We start from the raw sequence: 22,217 nt of genomic DNA on the forward strand, positions 1-22,217 counted from the left end.
CCGTTGAAATTGCTCATCGCCCTGACAGCCGGTTTGGGCCTGCTGGCCATGGCCGCCACGGATAAGGCCCTGCTGCCCGACGGAAGAACGCTGGAACTGGCCCGTGGCCGTTTCGGGCCCCAGGCGGCGGCTCGCCTGGAGGAATGGCGTGACCTGGTCAAGAGCCTGGCGGGGGCGACGGAGGGCGAAAGATTGTCGCGCGTCAACCGCTTCTTCAATGCCTTGCCCAACGTGGACGACCAGGCACTTTGGGGCCGGCGGGACTACTGGGCCACGCCGGTGGAACTGCTGGTACGCAACGGCGGGGATTGCGAGGATTTCGCCCTGGCCAAGTACTTCAGCCTGAAGGCGGCGGGGGTGTCCACGGCCAAATTGCGTGTCACCTATGCACGGGCCTGGCTGGCGCGCCAGGGGCGCATGGAATCCCACATGGTGCTGGCCTACTATCCCGCACCTGACGCCGATCCGCTGATCCTGGACAACCTGGTGGCCGCGATCGTGCCTGCCGCCCAGCGCACAGATCTGTCCCCAACCATGAGTTTCAACGCGGAAGGCCTCTGGTCCGCTCGGCAACGGGGTCAAAGCGGCCGCATCGGAGAGACCGCCAGCATCCGCCACTGGAACGACCTGCTCGAGCGCATGCGCGAGGAACACAACGGAGGCCCGCGATGAAACACATCAGCCTGAAAGCGCTGCTGATCCTGGTATTGCTGCCCATGTACCTGACGATGGGCATCGCCCTGTTCGCCACGGGCCTGGACCATACCCGGGACTTCCTGCGGCAGCAGTTACGGAACCATGCCCAGGACGCCGCCAGCGCCCTGGCCCTGCGCCTGGCCCCGGCCTTTGCCGCCAACGACATGGCGGCCGTGGCCAGCGCGGTGGACGCCCTGCATGACAGCGGCTACTACCGTGCCATCGTGCTGGAGCGACCGGGCGGCAGCCCCGTCGTGTCCAGGGAGTTCCCGCTGGTGGTGGAACAGGTGCCGGCATGGTTCATGCGCCTGTTACCCATGGAGGCGCCCCGGGGCACGGCCGAGGTCACCACGGGCTGGCGCCTGGCCGCGCAGGTTGGCGTCGTCAGCCACCCCGGCCATGCCTACCGCCAGCTATGGCAAGATGCAAGGGACACCTTGCTCTGGACCCTGGCCTTCTGCCTGGCCACCATCCCCATCCTGATATGGGTGATTAACCGCGCGCTGCGCCCCCTGGGCGCCATGGAAAGGCTGGCCATACAGGTGGGGGAGGGGCGCTTTCCCAGGCTCGATGCCGTGCCCCGCGTGCGGGAACTGGTCCACATAGGCCGGGCACTGGACCACATGTCCGCGTCCGTGGAGCGGATGCTGGACGAGAAGACGCGCCTCATCGACCAACTGCGGGCCGACCTGCTGCACGACCCGGCCACCGGCCTGGCGAACCGCGCCTACTTCGAGTCCAGCCTGGACCATGCCCTGGGCCAGGACGCACCCCGCTGCGGCATCGCCCTGCTGCGGGTCGAAGGCCTGGCGGAACTGAATGCCCGGCAGGGGAGGGAGGCGGGCGATCGACTGATAAATTGCGTGGCGGCGGCCCTGCACGGGTTCGCCCTGGGGCACGGTGGCTCCGCTGCCCGTATGGATGGCGCCCAGTTCGCGATGCTGCTGGAAGACTGCGAACGGGACACCTGGCGAGAGTACGCGGAAACCCTGTCCCTGGATCTTTCCCAGGCCCTGGACCAGGTGCTGGCACATCGCCTCCCCGAGTTGGGGGTGGACCACGGTTGTGCCCTTCACGTGGGCACGGCCTGGACGAGGGAAGGTGACCGCCCCGGCCTCCTGGCCCGGGCGGACGCGGCCCTGCGGGACGCCCGGCTGGGGCCGTCCGGCAGCACGCGGCAGGCCGATGGCCCGATGCCCGGGCGTGAGGAAACCCGCCGATGCCTGCGCCAGGCTCTGGGAGAAGACGCGTTGACGCTTGCCTGGCAACCCCTGGTGAACTGCGGGGACCAGGCCCTGGTGCACCGGGAGGCCTTCGCCCGCCTCACCGATGCCCAGGGCATCCTCCTGCCGGCGGGGGCATTCATCGCCCTGGCCGAGGAAGAGGGCCTGTTGCCAGAACTGGACCGCCTCGTCATCGCCCGGGCCTGGCGGGCCCGGGCCGCAAACACCCGGGACGCCTGCGCCGTCAACGTCTCCGCTGCCACCCTGGCGGGGGCGGATTTCCCGGAATGGCTGGCCGGATTGGCGGGTGAGCCGTCCCGGCTATTCCTGGAATGCACCCTGGGAGGCGCCGAATTCGCCCCTGGCGTCACGCGGGCCCTGGCGCGCCTGAAGGCCACCGGATTCCCCGTCGTGCTGGATCGCTTCGTACCCGGGGCCCGGGCCCTGGAGCAGATGGCCACCCTGGCGCCGGACTGGGTCAAGCTGGAAGGGGGGCTATGTCGCCACGCGGTCGCCCACCCGGGTACCCGCATCCTGCTCACAACCCTGTGCGAGTACGCCCATGCGCTGGGTATTCGGGTGGCCGCCACGGGCGTGGAAAAGGAGGAAGACGTGGCCGTGCTCCAGAGCCTGGGCCTGGATGCCGTGCAGGGCCGCGTGTTCGACGGCCTGTTTCCGTTTCAGGATGGGATTAAGGCGTAACGTGGAGGTCATGGCCAGGCTCTAGCATGGGCCCTTTCAACCAATGACATCCGCCATGCGCCGCATCCTGATTACCTGTCTGCTCACCCTGGCCGCCGTGCCGCTTGTTCATGCCGCGGAAAGCGACGTGGTGGCCCGCATGGGGGACATCACGCTGACCCTGGCCGAAGCCCGCCTCCTCGCCGCCCAGGGCCCTGCCGAGGCCCTTACCCCCCAGGCCCTGGAACGCCTGGCCCGCACCGAGATCATCCGCAAGTCCATCGCGGCGGAGGCCCGCAGGCAGACGTTCGACAGGAAGCCTGACGTGGCGGCGCAGATGGAGCGGGCGGCCGAACAGGCCCTGGTCACGGCCTACATGAACGGCATCGCCCGTCCTCCGGCGGACTTTCCGCCGGAGGATCTGGTCAGGCAGGCCTACGAGTCCAACAAGGCGGCTTTCACTACCGCGCCCCAATTCCATGTCAGCCAGATCTACGTCGCCGGCAGCGATGCCAGTGCCGCCCGCAAGGCTGATGACCTTCACCGCCAGGCCGTCAAGAAGCGGGCGGACTTCGCCGCCATCGCCCGCAAGTCCTCCGACCACAAGCCCAGTGCCGAGAAGGGCGGCGACATGGGCTGGCTGTCTGCCAAGGACCTGGTTCCCGCCGTGCGCGCAACCCTGGAGGGGCTGAAGAATGGGGAAGTCGGCAAGCCCGTGCAGGGCGGCGAGGGTTACCACATCCTGAAGCTGGAAGCGCGCAAGGACGCGGAAGTCCTGCCTCTGGACAAGGCTCGGCCCATCCTGGCGCGGAACCTGCGCCTGGCCAAGGCCCAGGAAATCGAGGCGGCCTACCTGGACGCGCTGCTGGCCAAGACCCCCGTGGCCATCAACGGCATCGCCCTGAGCGAATTGGGCAAGGACGGCAAGAAGTAAGGCCTGGCTCCCGTCCACCCGGGGACGATGCCCTGTGAGTTGGGCTGCCCCGACAGGCTCCAGCGCGTCACCCTGGCCTGCCCGGGAGGTATCTCAGCCGCCCGGCGGCTTGATGATCTTCTGCTCGTCCAGCTTGTCCCGGTACTCTTCCAGCAGGTTTTCGACTTCAACCCGCTTCAGCCCGGTGAAGGGCTCCTTCTGGGCCAGGATCTCGTTGCAGCTCTTTTTATCGAATCGGACCATCAGGTCGCGGCCGATGCCATAGAGCTTCAGGTTCTTGTCCTCGCACAGGGCGATCTCCCTTTCCTGGCGGGTCTTGATGCCCTCAAGCCTGCGCTTGTCGCCTTCCGTGACTTCCAGGGTCTGGCTGGTGCGGGCCAGGTTGGCGCGGGTTTCGGACAGCCGGCCTTCGGTCTGGGTCAGCCGCTCCCGGGTGGCGGCCAGATCCTGCCTGGCCTGCTCCAGGTCCTTTTCCAGGGCTTCCCGTTGCCGCTTCTCCGCCTTCAGGTCCCGGTTCAGGCGCCAGGCCCGGCCCTGGGCGGCCTTGGCCTCCCTGGACGCCTTGTCCAGGTCCTGGGTCAACCTGGCCTTCTCCTGCTCCAGGGTGGAGACCTGGCCCTGGACCTGCCGCACCTGCTGCTGCAGGCGTCGCATCGCCTCCTTATCCCTGTTCTTTTGCTTGTCGCTCGCGGTGGCCGTGCCCGTCGCGAGCAATACCGCCGCCAGCAGCATCACGGCCTTTCCGACGCGATCACTCGTTTGCATCCCGGTCGCCCTCATTGGGTTGAGGCGCCGTACTGCACCAGCAGATCCAGCACCTCTGTGTGGTCATCGAACCCCGCGGCCGTCAGCGCCGTGCCGCCCGACTTGTCGCGGACGTTGGCGTCCACCCCCGCCTCCAGCATGGCCCTCACCGCGTCCGTGAAGCCTTCCAGCGCCGCCACGCTCAGGGCGGTGCGGCCTTCCAGGTTGTAAAGGGTGTAATCCGGCCTGTACGACATCAACTCGCCTATCACTCGGGGGTGGTTCATGGACGCCGCCGCCGTCAGGGGCGTGTTGCCGTCGCTGCTTTTCAGGTCAGGATCGGCCCCGTGCTTGAGCAGCATCCAGGCGATTCGCGCATGCCCATGAAGGGCCGCCAAAACCAGGGGTGTGTAGCCCCCTGCTTTCATATCAGGGTCGGCACCCGCCTCCAGCAGCAGTCGCGCCAGTTCCATGTCACCCTTGTCGACCGCCAACACCAGGGCGGATCGGCCCCACATGTCCGGCCTGCCGTTGGGGTTGACGCCCTGCCTCAGCAGCGCTTCCACTTCGGCTCGGTTTCCACTGGCCACGGCCACGATCAGGGCCCGCTGGGCGGGATTGGCGTAAACCGGTTCCACTTGGTTGCCCGCGGCCCGCATGCGCACGTACTCCAAAGGATCCGATACCCGGAACTCGCCGGGTGGGGACTGGGTCTGCAGCAGGGGCAACAGCCAGGTATCCCGCTCGGGGTCGAAGGCCAAGGCCATCCGCGCCGGGACGAGCACCATAAGCCCCAGCAGCGCGATCCCCAGGCGGCTAGAACTTGGCATTCAGGTCCACCTGCAACACGTCCACCCCGAACGGCAAGCCGTCGATTTCATCGGCCGAAAGCCAGCGGGCGGACAGCCAGGTATTGCGGTCGATGCCATACAGGCCGCCGATGTAATAGCCCTTCCCGTCGGTGCCTCCCAGGCGGAAGTCCGAATCCGCGAAGGCATCCAGCACGGCGTCCCGCTCCAGGTGACGGTAGCCCAGGTAGACCTGCCAGTCGCCGGGCAATTCCATGCTGGGTTTTCCCACCGTGAGCTTGGCGTTCCAGCCCAGGGTTTTCTCCGCGTAGCCCGCGCCCATGCGGGTAGCCATTTCGCCGCTGTCATAGCCGATGTTCTTCACCACATCCCCGCTCAGGATGACGTGGATGGGGTCGAAATGGGCCAGGTCGGCCATGGCGGTGAAGTTCAGCAAGCGGTAGTCGGATGCCAGGCCCCAGATCGGGTCATCGGCCGTACCGTTGTTGTTGGCGTCGGTGTCGATGACATACAAGGAATTCCCCTTCTGCCGGAACTGGGGCGCGGTGGCGTCATGGAAGCCGTTGGCCAGGGGGGTGGGATTGCGCACGCCGGCCACGTTGCGGTAGTCGTAGTAAGCCAGGCCAAAGCGCCAGCGGGTGAAGGCGCCCGTGCGCCAGTCCAGCCCGGCCTGGGCCGCATAGAGCCATTTGTCCCGGGCCAGGTTGGTGGCGGAGGTCTCCACTTCCTGCAGCGGGAAGGCGCCAAGGGTGAAGAAAGGCTTGGCGGTCATGGATTCGCGGGGCCAGGGCTTGAACGTGGCGGCCACGCCCTCGAAGTTCAGGTCGTCATCCCACACCAGATCGGTGCTGAAGAAGGGGTTGGGAATGCGGCCCCCGCTGGCCGAGAGCCAATCCCAGGGTTTTGCCTTGATGTAGGCCCGATCCAGCACCAGGGAGTACTTGTTGGCGGTGGTGCCCAGGGTCTGGTTGGTGGATACGGGGTCCGACGTATTCCCAGTGCTAACCCGAACTCCCGCGACCACCTTATCCGTGATCTTTGCCAGCAGCCCCAGGCGCGCTCGCAGTCGCATGCGTTCCCGATCCTCGGCTGTATTGCCGAGGGTCACGCCTGTAGCCTGGAAGACAGCTGGAGCGGCGTTGCCGTCGGCGAACAGGTCATCCTGGTAACGAACCCGCAGGTCACCTTCCCATTTCAGCCTTCCGACCCATTCGGGCACGGCGTTCACGTCGCCCCAGCGCTCCGTCTTGGCCTGGGCCACCACTTCCTGGCGGATCTGCTCGCGGATCTCCCGCTTCACCGCCTCGGGCACATACTGTACCCGCACCACGCCGGCCTCCGCCTTGGCCAGGGCCTCGGCCTTCTCGCGGCCCTTTTCCTCGGCCTGCCTGAGCAGGGTGTCGGCGGCGTCCTTGTTCATTATGCCTTTCTCCACCAGGGCGTCGAGGATGGCCAGGGTGGTCTGGCGCAGTGCTTCCAGGTCCTCGCGTTCACCGGCGTGGGCGGGCAGGGCGGTGATCAGTCCCCCCAAGGCCAGGGCAGCTGCGATTCTTTTCTTGGTCATGAGTCTTTTCCGGTCAATCGAATTGGTTACGCCCTCGAGGCCACCCGGATGCGCACCGGCTGGGCCAGGTCATCCGGCAGGACCTCGCGCAGGGGCGGCAGGGTCATGATTTCCTCGCGGATCGCCGCGTCAGTCTCTGAGTTGCCACTGCCCCGGGTCAGGCGCACCTGGCGCACGGCGCCGCCGTCGAACCAGACCTGGGCCACCACCTGGTAATTCGTGCCCTGCAGGCGCTTGGAGCGGCGCAGGTATTCCTCGAAATGACGGGAGATGAGGCGGCCGTACCAGCCTTCCCGGTCCCCCATGCCGCCGCCGGAGCCCAGGGTGGTGATGTCGCGCCCGCCCTTGCGCGCAGCCAGGCCGAAGCCGTCACTGCCGGCGCCGCCCTCGGCGTCCAGGCCCAGCTGCTCGCCGGGGGGCGGGCCCTCGTCCTGGGGCTGGTCAGGGGTAGGAGGCGCGTCCATCTGCACCTCCTCTTGCCGGCTCTCCTTGATTTCTTCCATCTTTTCCGGCTCGGGGGGCTTTTCCTCCGGCTTGGGCGGGGGCGGCTTCACCAGGGAGATCTTCTGCACCCGGGTCTTTTCCGGTGGCTCGGCGTTGTCGATGAACCCCTTCACCATCCATACCACGCCGGCGGTAAACAGCAACATGAACAACGCGCCGGCCAACACCGGCAAACGACTGCGCAGGGAACGCTGCTTGCCCGCCATGCCTACTTGACCAGCTTCTGGGTCACCAGGCCCAGCTGGGTGATGTCCAGCCGTCCGCACAGGTCCATGACCTCGATGACCTTCTCGTACTGGATCTTGGCGTCACCCTTGATGACCACCGGCAGGTCCGGGGTGATGGCCTTGAAACCCCTCAGACGGGTCTCCAGTTCATTCATGCTGACTGGATAGGTGTCCAGGTAAATCTGCCCGTTGGCGTCGATGGTGACCGCCTTGGTCTTGGGCTTGGCCAGGCTGGGGGCGGCGCTGGCCTTGGGCAGGTTCACCTGGATGCCCTGCACCGTGGCCGTGGTCATGATGATGAAGATCACCAGCAGCACGTAGGCCAGGTCCAGCATGGGCGTGATGTTGATGTCGTCGTAGGGCTCGTTGTCTTCGCGCAGTTCGGCCATGATCGTCGCCCCTCAGCGGCTGTAGGTTTCCGCGATGCGGGCGATGTACTCGTCCACGAACACATGCATGTCGGCACCCACGGACTTGATGCGGGAGCCCAGGTAGTTGTAGCCGAACAGAGCCGGGATGGCCACGGCCAGGCCTGCCACGGTGGCCACCAGGGCGGCGGCGATGCCCGGCGCGATGGCCGCCACGTTCACGTCCCCCGTGGCGGCGATGGCGGCGAAGGTGATCATCACCCCCACCACCGTGCCCAGCAGGCCCAGGAAGGGACCGCCGGAAATGGCGATGGTGAGCAGCACCATGAGACTGTTGAGCTTCTGGTTCTCCCGCACCAGGGTGGCGTCCAGGGTGGCGCGAATGGCGTTCAGGGCCTGGGACGACAGCACCGCGTCGGTCTTCTCCCCCACCCGTTTCTTCACTTCCTGGATACCGGCGTGATAGATGCGGTAGAGGCTGGAGTTCTGGAAATGGTCGTGGTGACCAAACACCATGGAGGCCAGGCCCGAATCCTTCAGGTCCGCGTCTTCGCTTGCTTCCTCACGGTCCAAATCCGCCGTGTGCCGACTGTCCAGACCACGGAAGGCCTCCAGGAACTGCTGGTTGGCCTTGTCCGTCTTGCCCACCACCATGGCCTTGGTGACCATGACCATGGCGCTGATGCCCAGCATGATCATCAGGATCACGATCACCACCCAGCCGTCCAGGGTAACGCTCTGGAGGATGACGCCGAAGTAGGAGGCCTCGCCGCCGCCCCCCTCGCTCTCCTCCTCGCCGAAGACGGTGAGCCTGGCATCCGGCCCCTGGCCCAGGGCTATCACCTTCACCCAGTCTGCGCCTCGGGCCAGGTTGGACAACACGATTTCGTCCATGTCTCCCCGGAAGCCCCGGCCGAAGATGAACTCGCCGTTGAGCTCGGGGCACCGGGAGGCGGATTCCGCCACCTTCTGGCCGTTCACGTACAGGGCCGTACCCTCGCCCACCGACAGGGCCACGTGGTGCCAGCCCCCGGGCGGCAGGTCCACGCCGGGGTCGGTGCGCAGGTTTACGCCCCCGTCGTTGACGGCGGCCACCAGCTTGCCCGCCTCCAGCGCCAGAACAATGGACCTCGGGCCTTCCTGAACGCTGAAGAGGACCGCGTCCTGGGCGCCTTCGGCCCGCACCCAGGCCGAGTAGGTGAAGCCGGACGCGGGCCCGATCTTCAGGGACGGGGAGGCCGGGATGGCCAGCACGGCCTCCCCGTTGAGCTTGATGCCCTCGCCGACGGGGGCCCCCGCGATGCGGGCCCCGTTGAATTCCCGCGCGTGGTTGGCGTAGCCCGTGGCGTCCTGGGGCGCGCCATTCGCCTCCGCCAGGTGGTACACCCCGACGTAGGCCACGTCGTAGGTCCCCTTGGCGTCGCTGACCGGCGCCGCATCCTCGTTGCCGGAATAGATCCAGATTTTCTGGGTCTTGTTGCCGGGCTGCAGTTTGGGCACCTGCACCCATACCAGGGCAACCTCGTTCACCGCGTCGAATTTCTCGATGTGGAATCTCAACGGCGTCTTGTCGTCCTCGGCAATGAAGCGCAGGTCGGCCCCGTCGTCCATGACGGAAAGGAAATCGAAGTTGCCTGTATGCAGGCGCACCAGCACCGGCACGTTCTCCAGGCCCGCCGCGGTCTCGGCCCCCGAGGCCGAGGTGTCCAGGGTGACCTGTCTGCGGACGGTCCAGTCATCGTTCCACCAGGCATGGGAAACAGGCGCTATGAACAACAGGGCAAGGAACAGGAGCAGGCTTCTCATGCTTCGCTTCGCGGAGGGGGAACAAAGCCTGCGAGTTTGTGGGCAGGTCGTTACATGAACGTGAAGACGGCATGAGCCGAACGGCTCATGCCGGCAAGGATCGACGCGGATGCCCCGCATCGGCGGTTCCTTATCACATCAGGACGCGGAGGGAGCTCTTCAGCCGTCCCCGGCCCGGTCGCATCCTATGCGCCACCGTCCGGGCCGCGTTTCTCCATTTCCCGTCGCTTGCGTTCGGCCTCGTCCATCTGCCCCCCCAGGCTGGCGGTGCCTTCGCCGAAGCCCAGCACTTCAACGGAGATGAAGGTGGGCTTGAAGCTTGCCAAGAGTTGCCTGGTCGCCTGGGCGTTCTCCTCGCCGTCCTTGGCGGAAGATGACATGGAGCGGGTGGCTTCGCTGGTGGCGCCGGCGGACTCGTTCAGGCCGCTCACCCCGCTCAACCCCGAAGACAGCCCGGATGTGTCGGCCACGGGCACCCCGGTGGAAATGCCGCCTACCTGGATGTTGTCCGCCCCCACCACCCGCACGGCGGCGATGGACAGGTTGCCAGCGGAACGGATGCCCGCGTCGCCGGCATTGATTTCGCCGTTGGGCGCGATCAGGTGGCCATCGTCGCGGGGGTTGGCCCGGCTGGTGTTGATGGTGCCGATGCCGCTGCCGGCGACGGAGCTGGTGATGTCGAAAAAGATGCGGCCGTTCTCCACGCGCAACTGGGGTGGTGGCGCGGCGGCGGCGGTCTTGGCCCCCTTGCCGGCATCGATGTCGCCCACGTCGGACCAGAGCAGGATGGCCCCCCCCCCCAGGGTGAAGACGCGGGATTGGTTCACCAGGAAGTCGTCATGGACGTAGGCGCGGATATCGCCGCCGCGAATGGTGAAAAGGCCCAGTTCCGCTTCGCTCTTGCTGAGTTCTCCGCTGCTGGCGAGGCCCACGTTCACCAGGCCGCCAGGCGCGAAGATCTCCACATTCCCGCCCCGGTTGGAGCGTACTTGGCTGAAATAGAAATTCACGTTGCCGGCATAGGTGATGGCTTCGCTGCCTGCTTTTGTCGGGAACAAGCTCGCCACGGCGTCAAAACCACGCTGGGCATCCTGGGCGACCTTGGGGGAGGGGGCCGCGTTGAACTCTTCACCGGCGGCCTGCAGTTCGTTGAAGAACACCCGGGTCACCCGGGCTTCCAGGGGCATGGCCTCAAAGGCGGACCACAACGCATGCTGGCGGGCCGTCACCCGGGCGGCGTAATGGCCGTCCAGATAGGCATCGATGGTTTGCCTGTCAGCGGCGTTGTCCGGGTCCAGTTCAGGATGTTCAGCCAATACGGTAACCGCCACGTCCTTGCGGGCTCGGTAGCCAAGCTCGTTCCGAAGGTCGTTGAGCGCCTTGCTTCCCGCCGCCAGGTAGTCGTTGGCGAAGGCCTGGTAATGCGGTTCACGCACTCCACCATCCTGGATGCCCAGGCCAGCCATGATCATCAGGTCGGCGCCCTGCTTGTCCAGGTAAGGGTTGAATTCATTGCCGATGGAGAGCACCCCTTCGGAACTGCCCAGGTCCACGTCCCGGCCCGCCTGGAGCATCAGGTAGCCGGGGCCGGCCACGGCCATGGCATGGTTGCTGGAACTCACGCTGCCGTCTGCCACGTTGAAGCCATCCGGCAGGCGGATGTCCCGTCCGGCGCGGATGCTGCTCATGTCATCAGAGTGGACGTTCTGGATCACCATGGAGAGGTCCTTCACGTCCCGTCCCGCCTTGAGATGAGCGGCCTTCGGGAGCACCAGTTCCACCAGAGAGCCCCCTTCCGTGACCCCGAGGATGTCCCCTGCAAGGGCGTAGATACGCGCCGCGGTCCTGTCTCCTAGATGCAGTAGGCCGGGGGCGTGGTTCAGGAAGGACTCATACAGGGAGAGATCCGGCTGGCTCGTGCCAGGTCGGGTCAGGTTGGGCAGTTGGTCCGGACTGTAGTCGGACATCACCAGTCCGCCCTCGAAAACGACGTCCCGCCCGGCTGCCAGCACCAGTTGGCCGGTGGCATGGGGCAGCATGGTCAAGCCATCCTGGATCACCACGCCGCCCAGGGGGGTCCTGGCGGCCAGGGTGCCTGGGTAGGCATGGGTCGCATTGGCCAGGGAGATGCCCTCCAGCACCGACAGGACATCCAGCCTGGAGGTGGGGGCACCGCTGTTGACCACAAAATTGACGTTGTCCGCCCCCACGCCAGGGGGGGTGTTGTTGCCGTGGGCGTCCTGCAGGAGGGGATCTACAAATCCCAGGATGGTCGCTTTCTCGGGTGCATACACCGAAATCCGGGCATCCCCGGCGGTGAAGCCCACTTCAGCGGTGAGCCCTGCCACCAGCCGGCCCTGGCCCTCTTGCACCATCACCTGGGCACCGGTGATGTCACCCCCGGCCCGCAAGCGTACGTCTCCGCCTCCCTGCTGCGCAAGGTTGGCGGCATCGGGGGCGGCGCTCCGGTCGCCACCCTGACGCGCGTTGGTGGGGGCGAACAGCCAGAGATTGACGACATCCCCGGCCGCGGCCACATCGATGTCTCCGCCTCCCAGGGTGCCAATGCCTCGTTTGAACAGGTCGAAGCGAGGGAAGTACGAGGGCTGCCGGTTCAGGTACACCTGGCCCGTGGCCAGGTCGATGTCCGCATCCTGGTAGCGCAATTGCCACTCTCTCGCCTCTGTCGCCAGTGTATTCCTGTCTTCGATGTCTCCCCCCGCACGGATGTGGATGTCCCCGCCCTGGGTGGGATAGATCGCTTTCAGAACCTGGTTGGGGTAGGCGGTGGGGAAACCGGCAGGTGACAGGCGATCGAAGCCGGGCACCGCCGGCCCAGGGATGCCCGCCGTATAGATCACCGACTTGGCCCCCTCCAGGACCACGTTTCCACCGGCGGCGATGCGGATGTCGCCGGCTCCGGTGCGGATGAATTTGCCGGCCGCGAGGGAGAAGTTCCCGTTCCCCGCCGCATAGGCAAAGGGGTTCGCGGCCTGGGTGTCCGCGCCCGCCACGAAGTTGTAGGCGCTGGAAGGCCCTGCCTGGAGTACGTAGGCGGAGTGCTTGCTTTGGTCGAATTTTTCGCCGTTGGGGAGGCTATTGCCGATCCAGAAACCATCATTGATGGACCCCTTGATGACGAGATCTCCAGCCGCCCTCAGGGTCAGTACCATGGCCTGGCTGGTGCGTACTGCCACCGGTCGGGTGATACTCAGGGTGGCCGAGCTGGACTTGAACAGGTTCCAGTCCCGGGATACTTCCAGATTGCCGGCACTGCGGACTTCAACACCCGGCGTGACCCGGAATGCAGGATTTCCGGTTGGGTCCAGGCGGCTGGCAATGGCGGCGGCCTTGCTCATGAAAATGTTGTTTTCAGTATTCAGGCTGTCGAACCCCAGCTTGATTCCGCTGGTGGTGCCGATGTCGATCTTGCCGAAGCCGTCGTAGACCTTGACCCCTTCCGCCAGGATTTCCCGGGCGCCCAGGATTTGTCCATCCAGGGCGGATATTGCCAGGTCTGTCCCGGCCCCGTTGCCAGTTCGCGGAGCCCGCAACCAGACGCGCCCGCCGCCTCCTGTAATCATGCCTGCCCGGTCCCCTGTCACATCGATCATGGAATCCGCTTCCGTGGCCAGGGTTCCGGCGGAGCTGGAAAGGATCACCGTGCCGCCCCGTCCCAGGGTGCCGGCCGTGCTTTCAGTGTCGGCCAGCCCCAGGGCCAGGAGCTTGCCGCCGGCATCCAGGATCAGGTCGTCCTTGGCATATAGCCCGATCTCGCCGCCCTTGTCGCCCGAGGCATCCAGGGTGCCCAGCACGCGGATGCCGCCGTTGTCGGCGGTCAATTCCACCCGGCCGGCCCGTAGGGTATCAGTGGCCGCCACCTCCAGGTCGCCACTGCGCAGCCGTAACACCTGCTCGCCCCGGAAGCCCTGGCCCAGGGCCGAGTTAATCGCGGACAGGTCATCGCCGCCCCCCGGGGCGCCGGCATCGAACAGGGCCAGGGTATCCAGCCGGAAGGTCGCGCCCTCGCCGGCGGGGGCCAGGCTGTTGCCGTGGACATCCCGTAATGCCTGGGCACGTCCCCGCAGTTCTCCCTCTACCCGGAAGTGGCCGGATCGGGCGGACACTTCCACCGAGCCCGCGTCGGCGCCATCTGCGGATACATCCACCAGGCTGCCGTCGTCCATCACCACGTTACCCGCTTCCGCCACCATCTGCACCGCGCCGCCAGGCAGGGCAAAGGACTCGTCATGAATGCCCACCACCTGGCCCCGGGCCAGGACTTGGCCCCCGTCCACCAGAGTGAGGTCACCATCGGTGGCGGTGAAGGTCACCGTGCCAGAGGGTGTCTCCACAATGGACCCATGGACCACGCTGGCGCCACTGAAGGCGAGGCTCGCGACGACCCCCGCGCTCTCCGCTCTGAAACCCTGTGGTGGGCTGCGCCGGACGGTCCGCAACATGCCATCGGCTTCGAAGGCGTAGACGGCGCCATTGTTGGCGGTGATGCGGGGAGTGGCCAGGGTCAGGTCGCCATCCGCTTTCAGGCTGCCCTCTCCCTGAGCCTGAAGGGCCCCTTGGGCGATCACCGTGCTGGAAGTGTAGCCGGCGATGCGGAAGACACCATCACCGAGGCTCAGGGTATCGGCCTGAAGTGTCAGGTTGCCTGCTCCGGGGACAAGCTGGCCGGGGGTGGAAAAGCCATTGCCGGATCGGTTGTTCAGTTCCAGCCTGCCTGCCGCCAGTACCGCATCGCCCCCGTAACCGGCGATACCTGCCGATTCAAGCCGCAGGCGGGGCATTGCCAGGTTGGGGTTGGCGAGGCGCAACGCCTGGAACATGGCTTGCATGTCCAGGTTCCCGTGGATGTCCAGGGTGCTGTAACTGCGCAGGGTCAGGTCACCCACCCCGGCAAGGAGGGCCTTAAGGTCTTCCTGGGCGAACACCAGTCCGGGCACCTGGATGGCGGGGGCGCCAAAGCTGATGCGGCCCGCGCCAATATCGAGCTGGCCACCGTCCAAAAGGGTGGGCTGGGCCGCCGCCAGGTTGTCCAGGGTGGCGTCCAGGATCACGGCATGGCCGCTGATGCTGGCGTCTGCCGCCACGTCGAGCACCCCCCTCTGGCTGCCCACGGACTGGCGCACGATTTCCAGGCCACCGGCACTGGCCACGGCCAGCAGGGCGCCATCACCGGAAACGCCGGCCAGATCAGAAAAATCCATCCGGTTATCGCCATCCAGGTCGCCGATGGCATATACCGCTGCCAGATCTCCACGATTGGCCTGCCTGGGGTTGTTGCTTTCATCCAGATAATCCAGCCCATTCCCCAGGGCATGAATGGCCACATCGTCCAGGTCATGCAGGCCATCAGCGTTGAGGTCGGCCCCCAGGGCAAGGGCGTCTGCGTCGTTCAGGAACCCATCCTGGTTGATGTCCAGGTCGGCATGGGCGGCGTGGCCCAGAGTCAGCCGTCGCGGTGCGTCCGCCGCCGTGCCCCTGGTTCGCAGGGTCGCGCCGTCCGCCAGGGTGACGCGCTCCGTGGCGGCCAATAGCACTTCACTTCCGGCCAGGGGATGCCGGACATCATTTGCCAGCAGTATCTCCGAGGCGCCTACCCGTGCCCAGGTGCCCAAAGCGGTTTGTGTCCGGGTGCCTCCCAGCAGCAGGCTTTCCGCCTTCAGGGCATTGAGCATGCCCACCTCCAGGGTCAGATACCCGGCCATCGCCGGCGCGCCATCGGACACCACCGCCAACCGGGGCGCGGACAAATCCACCTGGGCCCCCCTCCGCCCGGAGTCATGATCTGCGGCAAGGTTGCCGGCGAAGATCAGATCACCACTGGCTTCGATGCTTACCCGCCCGGCATCGCCGGGCAGCAGGCCGCCGGAGCCCGACAGGAAGGCTGACGCGGCGGTGGAGAGATATTCGGATTGGCCGCGGATCAGGTCGCCGGGCTGCACCCGATAGGCGCCCCGTCGGCCCACGTTGACCAGGGCGCCGTTGTGGGTCAGCAGGGCGCCTTGTCCGGCGACGATGGCAGCGCCGTCCGCTTGGACATGGTTCTGGCCAGGGACCATGTCCAGCTGGCCCGGCACTGGGGTGATGGCGTAGGCACCAGGCAGCAGGGCATAGCGGGCCGGCAGGAGGGTGTAGTAACCGTCCTTCAAGCCAGTCACGCCGGCCAGGTGGATGGACTGGCCCGCCAGGGGCTGGGTGGCATCGTCGTCGTACTGGGGGTCCTGGGGGGCGAAGCCATTGCCGTAGCCCGGGAGGATGGCGTAGGTGTCGGGGTTGTGGGCGGAATCAAGCACGTCCATGGAACCGCCCAGGCCAGGAATCCACTCCTGGGCCAACAGGTCACCACCGCCGCTCACATCCAGGGTAGCCCGCTTTTTCACCGCCACCGCCGGCGCAGAAAGGACCACGGCCTTGTCCGGGGCGCTCAATTCCCGGCTCAGGCCATTGACCTGATAGACCCACTTGCGTCCGGTGAGTACGGTGCTGCCCAGGGGAATGACCTGGCCTTCCCCTGACACGCTGGTGAGGCTGCCGGCATCCAGGGTCACCGAGTTCGTGCCTTGCAGGGCGATCTCGCCGAAGGGTGCCTTGACGACGCCCCGTTGCATGATGTCATCGGCCTGGACCACCAGGCTGCCGGCGGCGGACAGCACGGGACCGGGGGTGCCGTTGCGGTTGAAGATCACCCGGCTGCCGGCCCCTTGGGCATGTATCACGTATTCCGTCAGCGTGGCGGGATAGACCTGGCGGGCAGTGAAGTTGATCGTGCCCGCGGCGCCCAGGGCGCCGGTGGGGTAGGGCAGAGCGGCGTCAGCAATGACCCCCACGGCCCGGATATCCCCAGCGCTGGTGAAATGGGCCTGCTCAATGCCTTGCAGGCTGAGGTAGCCATGCAGGTCGATGTGTCGGGCCGATACTTTCAGTTGCCCGGTGCCGGGCAGGGGCGTCTCCAGGACCTGCCGCTGGACGAACCGGGTGGTGTTGCCCAGACCCACGTAGGCTGCTGCCAGGTCCACGCGGCCGCCATCTGATTCCAGAACCGGCGCATTCAGGTTCATGACCCGATTCATGCCCAGGTTCGGGTTGCCTTCAAAGGCCACGGCATGTTCGGCGTTCAGGTGCAGGCTGGCAAAGCCCGCATTCTCCAGTTGGCTGGCGCCCAGGCGAACTCGTCCCGGGGCCGCGCCATCGATGGCGTCACCGGGGTTCAGGGCGTCCGCCAGGGGAGTGTGGATGTCGCTCAGGACGATCTTCCAGCGCCGGTCGGGGTCGATGCTGGGGTAGGACGCGGGGTTGCCCGACGTGGTGCCGGGGTAGGGAGGCACCCGCAGCTCCGGGTCCACGCCGGCCCGGTCCAGGGTCACCGTCAGGGCGCCTCCCACACTGCCGGGAGCCGAGGCTGCCATGGCCGCATCCAGCACGGCGCCTTCCCGCGCTTGGACCAGGATGGCGCCGCCCGAGCTGGCCACCCGCTGGCGAAGGTAGGTGAAGCCACGCTGGGTGGGGACGGCCACATCCAGTTGCGCCGCGGCTCCGGAAACGTCCAGGCGTGCCCCGGACTGGGCGACCACATAGCCCTTGTGAGAAGTAAGGCGGATGGTGCCGCCGTCCAGTACCTGGCCCCGGTTCAGGCCATCATTGCCGGGCTGGCTCACCACGGCGCCGCCCGCGTCCAGTACCGCGCCATGGCCGATCCAGATGGCCTGGCTGGGGTCATAGCCAGGATCCGAATCCTCCTCCCCCGGGTTTCCCCGCATGGTGAGCCGGATTTGCCCCGCCGGCGCCACAAGCCTGCCATGGACCTGGAGCTGGTGCTGGGTGGCGGAAAGGTCCAGCTCACCGCCGGCCTCGAGTTCGAGACGGGAACCGGCTTCCACCGCCAGCCAGCCGGTGGGGGTGCCATCCGCCAGGTAGGGGCTGCCATGGGTGGACTTCAGGCTGACATCCACCGCCTGGCGGTAGTCCTCCGGAGGACGTTCCACGTGGGTCATGCCCGCCAGGGCCTGGCCACTGATCCGGGTGGCAAAGTCCAGATTCAGAGCCAGCAGGCGTTGCCGGGGGTGCAATTGGGCGCCGCTTTGCAGCACCACGCTGTTCACACCCTCAAGGGCATAGGCACCGAAACCGGCTTGGTTGAGGTCGTCCGGGCTGAATAGCAGTTCACCCGCCACGCCCCGGCGCGTGGTGCCCAGGGTCAGGGCCGGGGCACGCAGGGTCAGGGTACCTCCCCGGTTCATGCCCCAGGCCCGCAGTTCTCCCCGGAGCAGCAGGTTCGGGGTCATGAGGTCCAGCACCTCCTCGTTGCTGGTGGATAGCAGGGTGATGTCCCCGCCGGTGCCACCTTCCAGGACATGATCCGCGCCATACCAGCCACCACTGTTGGCATCCAGCAAGCTGCCGGCGCCCAGTGCCAGCCCCGTGACCGACCGGAGGGTGATGTCACCGCCATCCAGCACCACGGCAGCGTTGATGTCGGCGTCCGGCAGGGTGTCGTTGGTCCAGACCCCGGCCACGGAGAGCACCACGCCATCGCCCACCCGGATGCCTGTTTCCCCCAGGCCGGTGGTGGTCGTGAGCTGGCTGGCCAGATGCATGGAGCCCCCCGCCACCTGAATGCCGGCCTGGACATCCACGGCGCCCCCCACCAGGGTGGCGCTGCCGTAGGCCGGCAAATCCAGGCCGCCGTCCGGGGCCACGATGATCTTGCCGTTGCTGTACACCTCCACATGGCCCACTCCGCTGTCGCGCAGCATGCCTGTGGATAGCACGAAGGTGTCCCAACGGTTCGCGGCCAGGGCCGTGTTGGCGGTGAATTTTCCCGGCAAGGTGGTGGAGGTGCCGCTCAGGAGCACATCCGGGATTTTCATGTCACCGTTGGCCACCCCGGCCTGGCTGGCGTTGCCGATCACCAGCCGGCCCAATGCCGGCAACTGGCCCTGGGTGGGCGCGGTGCCGTCAGTGCTGGGCCGCCGCCTTTGGAAGGGGCCGGTGATGGTGCGGGCGATCAACGACCCATCCATGGCCAGGGCACTGGCTTCCAGGCTCAGGCTGCCGGCATTCTGGCCCTGCACGTAGCCTTCGTGGTACTGGACGATGAGGGGTAGGGTGATGGTGCGTGTGACGCCCCACTTGGGGTCGGTGTAACTGTATTGGCCGACGATGCCGTCATATAGCCGGTCCGCCGGCGCGTCGCCAATATCAAAAACCTGGCCCTGGGATATCAGCTGGCTGGCGGTGGCGTAGCCGCTATGGTAGTTCAGTGAGCCGCCGGAGAGATCGATGGCCGAGCCCTGGCGCAGGACGATATCCCCTTCGGACCGCATGGAGGCGCTGCCCCCGGCCGACAGTTTTTCGCCTATGCCGCGACCCACCTGGTCGACGTAGCCGGACACGTCCGCCAGGTCCTTGTCCGGCAGGTTGCGGATGTCCACCCAGACCTTGTTGCCACGCAGGTAGCCGTTCCGGTTCAAGGGGTTGTCGCGTAATTCCGTGCCCCGCAGTTCCACCTCGATGAAATTGCGCGCCATGGCGATGTCCACGTCTTCCACCCCGGATACATCGATCAGGCTGCCTGGCGCCATGTAGATGCGGTGGCCGTTGTCGGCGCCGTCGCCGCCCTGGTAGAGGCTGCCATCCGCCTGGGCGGAGAGGCTGACATGGCCACCGGGTACCACAACCCGGGCGCCTTGATCCAAAACGATACGGCTGCCCATGACCTCCACCGTGGAGGGGTTGAAGGTCTGGCTGTCGTTGATGGACTTTTCGCTGGCCAGTTCCGGCAGCACCTCGGTGACGCTATTGGCCCCCAGCTCGGCCTTGCCGGTCTCGCTGGCGGTGATGACATTCGCCCCCCGGGCGAGAAAATTCTGGTCGTAGGTCATTCGCTCCCGGGCCAGCAGGCGCACCGACCCCTTGTGGGTAACCGAGGTGGTGGCGGTGACCCTTCCAGACTGGTTGACCGCCAGGGCAGCCAGGGTGGCGTTGCCCCGCTCGGTGATGATGCGCCCCATGGCATCGTTGATGACCTGGCCGGAAAGCCGCGTCCCCGTGACGGCCTCCTCGAAGGGGTCCACTTCCACCAGCATGCCCGCCAGGCCCCGGTAGGGCGAATCCGCCTTCAGCCCCTCGGATCCGGGGGGGGCGGACAGATAGACCTTGCCGCCCGCGGCCAGCACGGTCTGCCCTTCCTGGGTGTGGATCTCGCCCTGGTTGATCACCCGGGGGCCGAACAGCATGATGGCGCCGCCCAGGGCGGCCTCCAGCCTGGCATCCGGCTTGACCCGAATGAGGGTGCTGGAAAATTCCGCCGCCGTACCCCGCCACTGGAACGCTGGGCTCACCCGGCCGGCATCATCCGTCCGGCTGAAAAGGCCATTGGGATGCAGGAAAACCGCATCGTCCATGTCCAGGGCCGAGGCTACCAGGCCGCCCACGTTTACCTGGGCGCCGTTGGCGAACAGGATGCCGTTCTGGTTGAGCAGGTAGAGCTGTCCGTTGGACTTGAGGGCCCCGGCGATGGCGCTGGCATCGCTTTGCCAGATGCGGCTCAGGGTGGCGGCATCCGCGCTGGGCAGAAGGTACTCCATGCTGAAGCCCCGGCCCACGTTGTGGCTCTGCCAGTTCAGGATGGCCTTGTCGGTGGTCTGGTGGACGATGCCCCGGGTGCCCTGGACGGCATAGCTGGCTGCACCGCCGGTGACAAAGGCGGTGGGGTTGGGGTTGGGGTTGGTGCCGCAGGCCCCGCCGCCGCAAGGCACCGGCAATTGGGCCGGGGCGGGGCCGGCGGCTAGCAGGCTGGCCAGGGTGAGGGTGGCGGCGGTGACGCCGGAGGAGGTGCCGGCCTTGCCCCGGGCGCGGGCCGTCTCGTGGGCGGGCACGACCATCCCCAACTTGGTGTTGAAGACCAGGCGGAAAAGACGGGCGTTCATGGCGGCACTCCTCGGTCGATCAGTTCAGTGTCCGGGGCCTTACCAGGCGTAACCCAGACGCAGATGGAAACGGTCCTCGCCGGCCAGGACCGGGCCGGCGTCTTCATAGGGATGGGCCCAGTCCAGGTGGCCGTAGAACCCGCCCCAACCCTTGAACCGCAAGCCCAGGCCGGCGGCCAGCAGATCGAACTGGTCAGTCTGGGCGGGCAAGGGATCGTGGATGCTCAGGCTGGCCCCTTCCACGAAGGCATACAGGTTGAATTCCTCCAGCCGGGGGGAGAGTCTCTGGGCCAGGGAAGGGGCTCTCATTTCCAACCCCCAGGCCAGGCCCTGGTCCCCGGAGACAACGGATTCCGTATAGCCCCGCACCGAATCCACACCCCCGGCGGAGAATTGTTCGTTGGAGATCAGGGGGCTGCTGGCCACCTGGGCCGTCCCTCGTCCAAACAGGCTCCAGCCGCTTGGGAAGGTGCGGGTGTGCTTCAGGTCCAGGCGCAGGTAGGCATAGTTGGCCCGCCCCAGGAAGCGCTTGCAGGCGAATTCATTCACGAAGATGCCGGGCAGGCATTCAACCTCCCCGTCCGCCAGGCCCCGCAGGGAGAAGTTCAGGGTGGCGTTGAACTGGGTCTGGGACTGGTCCGAGCGCAGGTTGCCCTCGTAGCCCAGGCTGAAGGGCAGATAGGAAATGGGGGTATTGGCGCTGTCCGTGCCCTGCAGCTTGACGGTTTCATCAAAGTCCTTGAAATCCATGCCCAGGGTCAGGGTATGGAAATACCCGGGCCGGGACCGCAGGGGCAGGATGTACCTCAGGCCGGCAATCAGGCCGTTGCCGACCACATTCACATCCCCCACGCTGGCCACGTCGCTCTCGGACAAGACGCCGTAAGCCGCCAGGTAATTGCCATTCGCCATGGGCCAGACGTAGGTGGCGGAAAGGACCTTGCTTTCATCCGTATCCTCGGGAGCTGTTTGCAAGCCCAGGGTGAGGCTGTGCTCCTGCTGCCACAGGTTGTCGTAGCGCAGGTTGGCATTCAGCCGGCTCTTGGTGGTGTTGGCTGAATAGCGGTCGTTCAGTTCCACACTGCCATGCAGGGGTAGCTGGTCCTCCACCTTCAGGTCCACCTCCACCTTGCCCGGGGTCCGGCCGGGGCGCAACACCGGCGTCACCCGCCGGTCCGCGCCCTTGTTGACCCCGGCCAGCTGCTTCTGCACCTCGGGGAAGTAGGGCACACTGCCTTCCGCCAGGTCCGGGGCCTTGGCCCTGATGCGCCCCAGGCTGTAGTAGCGGGAACCAGTCACCCGCAGGCGTTCCACCTGGCCTTCGGTCACACGCAGGCGCACAACGCCGGACTTCACTTCCTGCTCGGGAATGTCCACGAATACCGTCAGGTAGCCGTTGTCGTGATAGGCCTTTTCCAGGGCGGTACGGGCGGCATCCGCTTCGCCGATGCCCTTCTTTTCCCCCATGAAGGGGTACACGGCTTCCTCGATGTGCTGGGCAGGCAGCACGGTGTTGCCCTCCACCACGAATTCCAGGATGTCAAAGCCGGTTTCTTCGGCCTGGGCGGTGGCGGAAAGGAGGGCCAGCAACGCCCCCCAGGCCCAGACGCGGTGGGGGTGTGCGCCCTTGGCGGGGGGCGTGAGTCCGTGGTTCCAGTTCATGGTCTTGTCGGTGGCATGTTTCTCCATGGCCCCGGCAGGCAGGGCCATGGAGA

Annotated in this window: 11 protein-coding genes; 3 read left to right on the plus strand and 8 right to left on the minus strand. The window is 66.5% G+C overall.

Translation table 11 applies throughout. The features are described from left to right. Positions 1 to 3 precede the first annotated feature (3 nt). The 3 genes from H6935_16550 to H6935_16560 are packed head-to-tail and all read left to right on the plus strand — an operon-like array spanning position 4 to position 3,534. Positions 4 to 672 carry a transglutaminase-like cysteine peptidase gene (locus tag H6935_16550; protein MCP5279942.1) on the plus strand — a complete coding sequence of 223 codons (669 nt, stop codon included), beginning with the start codon at positions 4 to 6 and terminating at the stop codon, positions 670 to 672. Continuing rightward, complete coding sequence (locus H6935_16555) at positions 669 to 2,621, plus strand: EAL domain-containing protein (protein MCP5279943.1); 1,953 nt, start codon at positions 669 to 671, stop codon at positions 2,619 to 2,621. Before H6935_16550 ends, H6935_16555 begins: the two co-directional genes overlap by 4 nt. Positions 2,622 to 2,676: 55 nt before the next feature. Further along, the gene (locus H6935_16560) at positions 2,677 to 3,534 is read left to right on the plus strand and encodes a peptidylprolyl isomerase (GenBank protein MCP5279944.1); all 858 of its coding nucleotides are present in this window, start codon (positions 2,677 to 2,679) and stop codon (positions 3,532 to 3,534) included. Positions 3,535 to 3,627: 93 nt separating this feature from the next. Here the strand turns inward: H6935_16560 and H6935_16565 are convergent, their stop codons facing one another. The 8 genes from H6935_16565 to H6935_16600 form a co-directional block, all read right to left on the minus strand. Next, complete coding sequence (locus H6935_16565) at positions 3,628 to 4,299, minus strand: hypothetical protein (GenBank protein ID MCP5279945.1); 672 nt, start codon at positions 4,297 to 4,299, stop codon at positions 3,628 to 3,630. Positions 4,300 to 4,310: 11 nt separating this feature from the next. Beyond that, positions 4,311 to 5,108, minus strand: coding sequence for an ankyrin repeat domain-containing protein (locus H6935_16570; GenBank protein ID MCP5279946.1), 798 nt, complete (start codon positions 5,106 to 5,108; stop codon positions 4,311 to 4,313). Next, entirely contained in the window at positions 5,095 to 6,651 is a 1,557-nt protein-coding gene (locus tag H6935_16575; GenBank protein ID MCP5279947.1) for a putative porin, read from the minus strand. Before H6935_16575 ends, H6935_16570 begins: the two co-directional genes overlap by 14 nt. A 26-nt stretch (positions 6,652 to 6,677) precedes the next feature. Beyond that, on the minus strand, positions 6,678 to 7,361 hold the full coding sequence (locus H6935_16580) for a hypothetical protein (protein ID MCP5279948.1): 684 nt from the start codon (positions 7,359 to 7,361) through the stop codon (positions 6,678 to 6,680). A 2-nt stretch (positions 7,362 to 7,363) separates the two neighbouring features. Beyond that, complete coding sequence (locus H6935_16585) at positions 7,364 to 7,771, minus strand: biopolymer transporter ExbD (protein MCP5279949.1); 408 nt, start codon at positions 7,769 to 7,771, stop codon at positions 7,364 to 7,366. Positions 7,772 to 7,783: 12 nt separating this feature from the next. Next, positions 7,784 to 9,556, minus strand: a complete 1,773-nt coding sequence (locus tag H6935_16590) for a DUF2341 domain-containing protein (protein MCP5279950.1) — start codon at positions 9,554 to 9,556, stop codon at positions 7,784 to 7,786. A gap of 185 nt (positions 9,557 to 9,741) precedes the next feature. Continuing rightward, positions 9,742 to 20,502 carry a filamentous hemagglutinin family protein gene (locus H6935_16595; GenBank protein MCP5279951.1) on the minus strand — a complete coding sequence of 3,587 codons (10,761 nt, stop codon included), beginning with the start codon at positions 20,500 to 20,502 and terminating at the stop codon, positions 9,742 to 9,744. Positions 20,503 to 20,541: 39 nt separating this feature from the next. Then, positions 20,542 to 22,212 carry a ShlB/FhaC/HecB family hemolysin secretion/activation protein gene (locus tag H6935_16600; GenBank protein MCP5279952.1) on the minus strand — a complete coding sequence of 557 codons (1,671 nt, stop codon included), beginning with the start codon at positions 22,210 to 22,212 and terminating at the stop codon, positions 20,542 to 20,544. Positions 22,213 to 22,217 lie beyond the last annotated feature (5 nt).

The sequence above is a fragment of the Thiobacillus sp. genome (genome assembly GCA_024235835.1).
In the GTDB taxonomy this organism is placed as follows: domain Bacteria; phylum Pseudomonadota; class Gammaproteobacteria; order Burkholderiales; family Thiobacillaceae; genus PFJX01.

Excerpts from the sequence above, each read along its gene's own strand:
- H6935_16570 (MCP5279946.1), bottom strand. The coding sequence starts at position 5,108 with ATGCCAAGTTCTAGCCGCCTGGGGATCGCGCTGCTGGGGCTTATGGTG.
- H6935_16575 (MCP5279947.1), bottom strand. The coding sequence starts at position 6,651 with ATGACCAAGAAAAGAATCGCAGCTGCCCTGGCCTTGGGGGGACTGATC.
- H6935_16555 (MCP5279943.1), top strand. The coding sequence starts at position 669 with ATGAAACACATCAGCCTGAAAGCGCTGCTGATCCTGGTATTGCTGCCC.
- H6935_16580 (MCP5279948.1), bottom strand. The coding sequence starts at position 7,361 with ATGGCGGGCAAGCAGCGTTCCCTGCGCAGTCGTTTGCCGGTGTTGGCC.
- H6935_16585 (MCP5279949.1), bottom strand. The coding sequence starts at position 7,771 with ATGGCCGAACTGCGCGAAGACAACGAGCCCTACGACGACATCAACATC.
- H6935_16565 (MCP5279945.1), bottom strand. The coding sequence starts at position 4,299 with ATGCAAACGAGTGATCGCGTCGGAAAGGCCGTGATGCTGCTGGCGGCG.
- H6935_16590 (MCP5279950.1), bottom strand. The coding sequence starts at position 9,556 with ATGAGAAGCCTGCTCCTGTTCCTTGCCCTGTTGTTCATAGCGCCTGTT.
- H6935_16595 (MCP5279951.1), bottom strand. The coding sequence starts at position 20,502 with ATGAACGCCCGTCTTTTCCGCCTGGTCTTCAACACCAAGTTGGGGATG.
- H6935_16560 (MCP5279944.1), top strand. The coding sequence starts at position 2,677 with ATGCGCCGCATCCTGATTACCTGTCTGCTCACCCTGGCCGCCGTGCCG.
- H6935_16600 (MCP5279952.1), bottom strand. The coding sequence starts at position 22,212 with ATGGCCCTGCCTGCCGGGGCCATGGAGAAACATGCCACCGACAAGACC.